The organism is Mesorhizobium sp. M7A.F.Ca.CA.002.05.1.1, from assembly GCF_003998335.1.
In the GTDB taxonomy this organism is placed as follows: Bacteria; Pseudomonadota; Alphaproteobacteria; order Rhizobiales; family Rhizobiaceae; genus Mesorhizobium.
In genome coordinates, this window is sequence record NZ_RZQI01000179.1 from 1 (window position 1) to 8,454 (window position 8,454).

General features: G+C 63.1%; 7 protein-coding genes. 4 read left to right on the top strand and 3 right to left on the bottom strand.

The window, feature by feature from the left end; genetic code table 11:
- Window positions 1–1,117, bottom strand: a 1,117-nt coding sequence (locus tag EN939_RS11885; RefSeq protein WP_164750959.1) for a pyridoxal phosphate-dependent aminotransferase, incomplete at its 3' end; no start/stop codon positions are given.
- Window positions 1,118–1,229: 112 nt separating this feature from the next.
- Window positions 1,230–1,652: a large conductance mechanosensitive channel protein MscL gene (gene mscL, locus EN939_RS11890; protein WP_027038576.1), complete on the bottom strand. Its 423-nt coding sequence runs from the start codon at window positions 1,650–1,652 to the stop codon at window positions 1,230–1,232.
- Window positions 1,653–1,794: 142 nt separating this feature from the next.
- On the opposite strand from mscL, the gene EN939_RS11895 reads away from it, so the two are divergent.
- The 3 genes from EN939_RS11895 (at window position 1,795) to EN939_RS11905 (ending at window position 5,989) form a co-directional block, all read left to right on the top strand.
- Entirely contained in the window at window positions 1,795–2,109 is a 315-nt protein-coding gene (locus tag EN939_RS11895; protein ID WP_127268170.1) for a hypothetical protein, read from the top strand.
- Window positions 2,099–2,374: a type II toxin-antitoxin system RelE/ParE family toxin gene (locus EN939_RS11900; RefSeq protein ID WP_127268171.1), complete on the top strand. Its 276-nt coding sequence runs from the start codon at window positions 2,099–2,101 to the stop codon at window positions 2,372–2,374. The genes EN939_RS11895 and EN939_RS11900 overlap by 11 nt, the downstream gene beginning before the upstream one ends.
- 126 nt (window positions 2,375–2,500) lie before the next feature.
- Window positions 2,501–5,989: a PAS domain-containing hybrid sensor histidine kinase/response regulator gene (locus EN939_RS11905; protein WP_127268172.1), complete on the top strand. Its 3,489-nt coding sequence runs from the start codon at window positions 2,501–2,503 to the stop codon at window positions 5,987–5,989.
- 148 nt (window positions 5,990–6,137) lie between these two features.
- On the opposite strand, the gene EN939_RS11910 is transcribed toward EN939_RS11905, so the two are convergent.
- Window positions 6,138–7,046 (bottom strand): LysR family transcriptional regulator, encoded by a 909-nt coding sequence (locus EN939_RS11910; RefSeq protein ID WP_164748869.1) that lies wholly within the window; start codon window positions 7,044–7,046, stop codon window positions 6,138–6,140.
- A 146-nt stretch (window positions 7,047–7,192) separates the two neighbouring features.
- Between EN939_RS11910 and EN939_RS11915 the strand changes: the two genes are divergently transcribed.
- Window positions 7,193–8,454: MFS transporter (locus EN939_RS11915; RefSeq protein WP_127268173.1), on the top strand; the 1,262-nt coding region annotated here is incomplete at its 3' end.

An 8,454-nucleotide genomic window follows, 5' to 3' on the forward strand; every position in this document is an offset into this window, starting at 1 on the left:
GGTCGAGGCGGCGGTGGAAACACAACCGCAAAAACGCCTCGCCGCCGGGGCCGAAAGCCGTGCCTGGCGCCAGGCCGACATTGGCCTTGTCGACAATGTCGAAGGCAGCGGTGCGTGAATCGGTGATGCCGTCGACAGTGAAAAACAGATAGAACGCACCCTGCGGCACCGTAAACCGGGCGCGGCCGGTGGCGCCGAGGATGCCGCAGACAAGGTCGCGCGCCTTGCGCGCCCGCTCCACCTGTTCGGCAACGAAGGCATCGCCCTCATCAAGGGCGGCGGCCGCGCCGCGCTGCATGAACTGGGCGACGCCGGAATTCGAATATTGGATCAGGTTCTCGAACACCTGCTGCAAGCTCGGATGTGTCTTGATCCAGCCGACGCGCCAGCCGGTCATAGCCCAGTTCTTGGAGAAGGAGTTGACATAGAGGATGCGGTCTTCCGCCGACGCGATGTCGAGGAAGGACGGCGCGCGGCCGTGGCCATAGTGGAACAGAGAATAGATCTCGTCCGCGATGATCCAAAGGTTTTTGGCGCGCGCCAGATCGAGGATGGCCTGCAAGGTCTCATCATCGGCGGTCCAGCCGGTCGGATTCGACGGCGTGTTGATGAACAGCGCCTTTGTGCGCGGCGTGATCGAAGCCGCGAGCTTCTCGACGTCGCAGGACCAGCCATTGCCGGAATGATCGAGCGTCACCGCGACCGGAACGGCTCCCGCTATCGCTGCCGCGGCATCGAAATTCGGCCAGGCCGGCGACAGATAGACAACCTCGTCGTCGGCACCGGCGAGCGCGTCGAGCGCCAGCTGGATGGCATGCATGCCGGAGCCGGTGACGATGAATTCTTCCTCCGGGAAGGTCTTGCCGAAATGCCTGGCATAGTAACGGGAGAGTGCCTGCCTAAGTTCGGGGATGCCCCTTTGCCAGGTGTAGAATGTCTCGCCGCCGGCCAGCGCCTTCGACGCGGCATCGGTGATAAAGGCCGGCGTCGGCCGGTCGCCCTCGCCGGCCCAGAGCGGAATCATGCCTTCGCGCAGGCGGCCGTAATTGACGACGGCGACAATGCCGCTTTCGGGTGCCGCACGGGCCTCGGTGCGCAAGCTGTCGATCAGGGTCATTGGCGGGTCCGTTTTGGTCTGCGGTTTTCGTCAGCGGTCCTTACCAGATGCGAAAACAGAAAACCCCGGCCGCGAACGACCGGGGTTTTGGTCCAGCAAATGCCGCCCGTGGTCAGCGCCGGGCGAGCAGATCGCGAATTTCGGTGAGCAGCGCGACGTCGGCAGGCGGCGGAGCGGCCGGTGCAGCGGGCTTCTCGCGCTCAAGCCGCTTGCGCATGTTGTTCACCGCCTTGACCATCAGGAAGATGATGAAAGCGAGGATGAGGAAGTTCAGAGCCACGGTGATGAAGCTGCCATAGGCAAAGACCGCGCCCTGCTTCTTGGCATCGGCCAGCGAGGTCGCGTTGACGGCTGAGGACAATCCGAAGAAATAGTTGTTGAAGTCCAATCCGCCGAAAATCGCACCGACGATCGGCATGATGATGTCGTTGACAAGGGAATCGACGATCTTGCCGAAGGCCGCGCCGATGATGACGCCGACCGCAAGGTCCATCACATTACCCTTGGAAATAAATTCCTGGAATTCTTTCAGCATTCGACCCTCCTTGTCGTGACTGGCCGAGTTGCCGTTTCCGTCCTTGCGACATCGACCTGAGACAACATAACAAAAACCTCCTGACGCAACATCGGCAAAAAGGAGAAAGCAACCGGTTTCTCCTTACCGGGAGCCGGCTAGGTTGCTCGCCGAGACCGACCCCGGTTCAGTTGTTCGAGACCCACGGTTCGGCAGGAGCAGCGTTGAATTTCTGGCAATCATAGGCGTTTTCGCCTACAATATTCTCATGAACATGCTCGAAACCATCAGCATTGACGTTTACCCGTGGGCGGCTCCGACAAAGGAGCAGCGCGCTTGGTTCGACGCACTTTCGCCCGATGAGAAGCGGAAAGCGATTCAGGCGGCCATCGACGAAGGTTTTGAGAGCCCCGTCAGCGACAAGTCTATCGACGACATTATTCGGGAAGCGCGTGCCGAATTCCCGCATGCGTCATAGGATAACGCATCGCGCCGAACGCGATCTGAAAGACATTTACCGACACACCTTCGAAAACTTCGGCCACACTCAGGCCGAAAAGTATCTGCGTGAACTCGACGCGGTGTTTGAGTTGCTCGGCGATTACCCGAATATGGGCAGGCTCTATGAAGGCAGGACCCATCAGTTCGTCCATGGCAAGCACATCATCCTCTATCGTATGGGTTCGGAGGAGATCATTGTCGGCAGCATCTTCCACGGCGCCCAGCGGCGATCTTCACCATAACGACATCGACACCGACGCGCCGGTCTGAGAACCGTCCTACACAGCTCTGCAATGGACTCGGACGCCAAGCTGTGATTGCGTCCGGGCAAGCCGGATAGAAAGACGGCAGAGGAGGAAAGTCCAAGCGTGCAGGGCTTGTTCATCGTCATCATCGCGGTCGCCTATGTGACGCTGCTGTTTGCCATCGCCAGCCTCGGCGACCGCCGCTCGGCCATCTCCGAGCCGAGCCGGGGGCGGCCTTTCATCTACGCACTCAGCCTCGCTATCTACTGCACATCCTGGACTTTCTTCGGCTCGGTCGGTCTCTCTTCCGAACGCGGCCTCGAATTCCTCGGCATCTATACGGGCCCGGTGCTCGTCTTCGTGTTCGGCTTCCCGCTGCTCAACCGCATCGTGCGGCTGGCCAAGACCGAGAAGATCACCTCGATCGCGGATTTCCTCGGCGCGCGCTACGGCAAGAGTTTCACCGTCGCGGCGATCGCCACACTGATCGCCACCATCGGCGCGGTGCCCTATATCGCGCTGCAGTTGAAGGCGATCTCCGGTTCGGTCAGCCTGATGGTCGAGCACTATACGGGATCGCCGCCTTCGTTCGATCCCTTCGTCAGCGACATCTCGTTGGTCGTCGCCATGCTCCTGGCGCTGTTTGCGGTGCTGTTTGGAACCCGTCACGCCGACGCCACCGAACACCAGGACGGGCTGGTGCTGGCGGTGGCGGTCGAAACCGTGGTCAAGCTCGCCGCCTTCCTGGCGATCGGCCTGATGGTCACCTTCCTGATCTTCGGCGGCCCGGGCGACATGTTCGACAAGCTCGCCCAGAACGGGCAGGTCCGGCAGGCGATGAGCTACAACACCTCGCTCGCCACCTGGCTGGTGCTGACTTGCCTTAGCGGCTTTGCCATCATCATGCTGCCGCGGCAGTTCTACGTCACCATCGTCGAGAACCGCGGCGAGGCCGAACTGCGCACCGCGACATGGGTGTTTCCGCTCTACCTCGTGGCGATCAATCTGTTCGTGCTGCCGATCGCTTTTGCCGGCCTGTCGCTGGTCGGCACCGGGACCAGCAGCGATCTCTACGTGCTGTCGCTGCCCTTGTTCACTGGCCATGACTTGCTGGCGATGGCGGCTTTCATCGGCGGCCTGTCGGCGGCGACGGCGATGGTGATCGTCGAGAGCGTGGCGCTGTCGATCATGATCTCCAACGACCTCGTCATTCCGCTGTTCGTGCGCCGCCTGCTCAAGACCTCGACCTCCGAGACCGAGGACTGGTCGACGCTCATTCTCAATGTTCGGCGCGGGGCGATCTTCATCCTTTTGTTCATCGCCTTCCTCTATTATCGCGAGAGCACTGACAGCGCGCGGCTGTCGTCGATCGGCCTGATGTCGTTCGCGGCCATCGCCCAGTTCGCGCCGGCGCTGATCGGCGGGCTGATCTGGCGCGGCGCCACTGGCCGGGGTGCGGCACTTGGCATGGTCGCCGGCATCCTCGTCTGGGGCTACACGCTGCTGTTTCCATCGCTTGCCGCCCCTGATACCGGCATCATCGTGCACGGGCTGTTCGGCTTCGAGGCGCTGCGGCCGCAGGCATTGTTCGGCACCGTCGCCGAACCGCTGAACCACGGCGTGCTGTGGAGCCTGTCGCTCAACGCGGTGTTCTTCGTGCTCGGTTCGCTGTCGCGCGCATCGGTGCCGCTGGAACGCATCCAGGCGTCGATCTTCGTGCCGCGCGATGCCGGCCCGATGCCAAGCCTGCGCCGCTTCCGCACCGCCATCACCGTCAACGACCTCAAGGACACGATCGGGCGCTATCTCGGCGTCGAGCGCACCGAGCGCTCCTTCCAGTCGTTCGAAAAGACCAACGGAACCTCGCTGCACGGCAATGAGCAGGCGAGCATGGACGTCATCCGCTTCTCCGAGCAATTGCTCGCCAGCGCCGTCGGTTCCTCCTCGGCGCGGCTGATCCTGTCGCTGCTGTTTCGGCGCCACGACCGCGAATCCCGAGATGCCTTCCGCTTGCTCGACGACGCCACCGAGGCGCTGCAGCACAACCGCGACCTGTTGCAGATCGCGCTCGACCAGATGGAACAGGGCATCACCGTCTTCGACCGCGATTTCCGCCTGATCTGCTGGAACCGCCAGTACCGGGCGCTGTTCGACCTGCCCGACGAGATGGGCCAGGTCGGCGTCTCGCTCGACCGCATCCTGCGCCATCTCGCCGAACGCGGCGACATCCCCGCCGATCAGCGTGTGGCCATGCTCAACCGCCTGACCAGTTTCGTCAGCCCATGGCAGATGGAACTGAAAACCTCGGGCCGCATCCTGGAACTGCGCTCCAACCCGATGCCGGACGGCGGCATCGTCGCCACCTATGCCGACATTTCCGGGCGCGTCGAACAGGATCTGGCGCTGAAGCGTGCCAATGAATCGCTGGAGCAGCGCGTCAAGACCCGCACCATCGAACTGACCCGGGTCAACGAGGAGCTGGCGCAGGCGCAGATGCTGGCCGAGGAGGCCAATCTCGGCAAGACGCGCTTCCTCGCCGCCGCCGGCCACGACATCCTGCAGCCGCTCAACGCCGCCCGGCTCTATTGCTCCTCGCTGATCGAGAAGGCCGGCAAAGGGCCTGCCGGCAAGGCCGCCGTGAACATCGAATCCTCGCTGGAATCGGTCGAGACCATCCTCGGCGCCGTGCTCGACATCTCCCGCCTCGACGCCGGCGCGATGAAGCCGGACGATACCGCCTTCAACCTCGACGGATTGCTGCGCCAGATCGGCAACGACTTCCGGCCGCTCGCCGCCGAGAAGAAGCTCGCGCTGACCATCATGCCGTCATCGCTGACAGTGACGACGGACCGCAATCTGCTGCGCCGCCTGATCCAGAATCTCGTCTCCAACGCCATCAAATACACGCGCCACGGCCGCGTGCTGGTTGGCGTCAGACGGCGCGGCGATTTGGCCGAGATCCAGGTGATCGACACCGGCATCGGCATCGCCGGCGACAAGCTGAACACCGTCTTTCGCGAATTCACCCGGCTCGACGAGCGCGCGCGCGAGGCCGAGGGCCTCGGTCTCGGCCTCTCCATCGTTGACCGCATCGCCCGGGTGCTGCGGCTGGAGATCCGGATCTTTTCCAACCCTGGCAAGGGCACGCGCTTCTCCGTCATCCTGCCCGTCGCGGCCGTGCAGGAACCGCGGCGCGAGATCGACGCCAGGGTTCCTGCCCGCGCGACGGCTTCGCTGGCCGGACTGCATGTGCTGTGCATCGACAACGACGCCCGCATCCTAGAGGGCATGCGGCTCCTGCTCGAAGGCTGGGGTTGCAACGTCGACACCGTGTCCGGTTCAAAGGATCTGGAAAGCGTGGTGACACACCGCCCGGACATCGTCCTTGCCGACTACCATCTCGACGGCGAAACGGGTCTCGATATCATCGTCAGGCTGCGCGCGCTCCATGGCGACACCCTGCCGGCCGTGCTGGTCACCGCAGACCGCTCCAATGAGGTGCGCACGGCCGCCGGCGGGCTCGAGATTGCGGTGATCAACAAACCGCTCAAACCAGCGGTGCTGCGCTCGATGATGGCCAGGGTCAGGCCGCTGGCACCGGCGGCCGAATAGCAGCAAAGGCGCCCGGTCTCAGCCCTGGTGTCCGAGGGTGGAGTCCTAGAGCATTTCACCGTTTCACGGAAAACGGCGATCTGCTCTAACTCTTTGTTTTAACGCAATTCTAAACGGAAAACCGCTTCACACTTTCCCTAGAATTGCTCTAGGCCAGGCCGTCGACCATCTGGGAACTGCGGAACCGGGGCCGTCCGGCATTGCCCGCCACAGGCGGACGATGCTCGCGAAAGGCCATTGCAAGCGTCCTCAGCGCCTCGCGGGACTTGGCGTCCGTCAGCGTCGAAAGCAGCACGATCTCGGAAGGCGGCAGCGCCGGCAGCCCGAATTTCCGGCTGACCTCGATGGTGCCGGATGGGGCAAGCCGGCAGGAAAATACCGAGGCTGCGAGGCCGGCCGAGACGGCTTCGGCAACGGCGAAAGAGCCGCAGCCGAGGAACACCTCCGTCCACGATATTCCGACAGCGTCGAGCGCGCGGGTGGTGATGTTACGAATACCGCAGGATGGCGAGGATGCCGCCAGGCGCAGCGGCTCGTCGGCCCGGTGGACGAAGTCGGGCGCGGCGTACCAGCCGAAATGTTCGGGCGCCAGCACTTCACCATCGCGCCGGTCGTCCTCCCGGCGGATGATCGCCGCGTCGATCTCACCGCGATCGAAAGCATCCAGCAGGTCGCGCGAATCATCGAGCCGCACTTCGATGGTGAGCGCCGGGTCATGCGCATTGAGCCGCGCCAGCAATGTCGGGACTTCCGCGCCTCCGACATGGGTGGCGATGCCCAGTGTGAAGCGGCGGCGCACCGAAGACAGGCTGGCAATGGCGCGATCGTGTGCCGCGAGGAAGTCGCGTGCGGGCTGGAGAAACACCGCGCCCTGCGCCGACAAGCGCACCAGCCGAGGCGTGCGCTCGATCAATTTCTGGCCGACGCGCTCTTCCAGCCGCTTCAGCTTCACGCTGATCGCCCCTTGTGTGCTGCCAAGAGCCTCGGCCGCACGCGTAAAGCTCTGAAGATCGGCGATGGCGACGAATGTTTTCACAGCGTCTACGTCCAGCGTCATGTCAGCTATCCGCACTTGTTGTCTCTGAAATAGCCAACCATGCAATTCTAATATGATCAAGCCTCGCCTACCCTGGGCCATACGCGCGCCGGGCGAGCTGCGATGGATTCGCCGATTGCCGACAAATACGTTCGAAAGGTTGAATCATGCCCACTGTATTGACCCGCCGAGGCATCGTGGTTCTGTTTGCCGCCTGCCTGGCATGCCTGATGTTCGGCCTGGAGATTTCAAGCGTTCCCACGATTCTGCCGACACTGGAGCAGGTTCTGCACGCCGACTTCAAGCAACTGCAATGGGTGATGAACGCCTATACGATCGCGGTCACGACGGTGCTGATGGCGGTCGGCACGATCGCCGATCGTTACGGGCACAAGCGTGTCTTTCTGGTCGCCATCGCCGCCTTCGGCCTGACATCACTGATCTGCGGCGTCGCCGAAAGCGTCTCCACGCTCATCGTCGCCCGGTTTCTGCAGGGCCTGAGCGGCGGTGCGATGCTGATCTGCCAGCTTGCCGTGCTGTCGCATGAATTCCGGGAAGGGCGCGAACGCGCCGTCGCATGGGGCTGGTGGGGCGTCATCTTCGGCACCGGCCTCGGCTTCGGCCCCATCATCGGCGGCGGCATCGTCGCGGTCTCGAGCTGGCAATGGGTGTTTCTTGTCCACGTGCCGGTTGCGGCGCTGGCGTTCGCCCTCGCTCTGATGGGCGTCCACGAATCGAAGGATCCACAGGCGGGCAAGCTCGACGTAGCAGGCATCCTGACGCTGTCGCCGTCGGTTTTCTGCCTCGTTTTCTACATCATCCAGGGGCCGGATCTGGGTTTCTCCAGCCCTGCCGCGCTGGCGATCCTCGGTATCTCGATAGTGAGCTTCATCGCCTTCCTCATTGCCGAGAAGGTCAGCCAGCGGCCGATGTTCGATTTCTCGGTCTTCCGAATCCGGCCCTTTTCGGGCGCCATCGTCGGCTCTGCCGCGATGAACCTCAGCTATTGGCCTTTCATGATCTACCTGCCGATCTGGTTCCACGCCGGGCTCGGCTATGACACCGTCTCCACCGGCCTTGCCCTGCTTGCCTACACGCTGCCGACGCTTGTGCTGCCGCCGTTGGCAGAGCGCTTTTCGCTGCGTTATCGGCCCGGCATCATCATTCCGGCGGGCCTCGTCATCATCGGCGTCGGGTTCATCCTGATGAAATTCGGCAGCGCCGCCGCGCAACCGGACTGGCTGACGATGCTGCCCGGCTGCCTGATCGCGGGGATGGGTCTGGGAATAACCAACACACCTGTCACCAACACGACGACGGGTTCCGTTTCGAGCGATCGCGCCGGCATGGCCTCCGGCATCGACATGACCGCGCGCATGGTTTCATTGGCGCTGAACATCGCGGTGATGGGCTTCATCCTGGCCAGCGG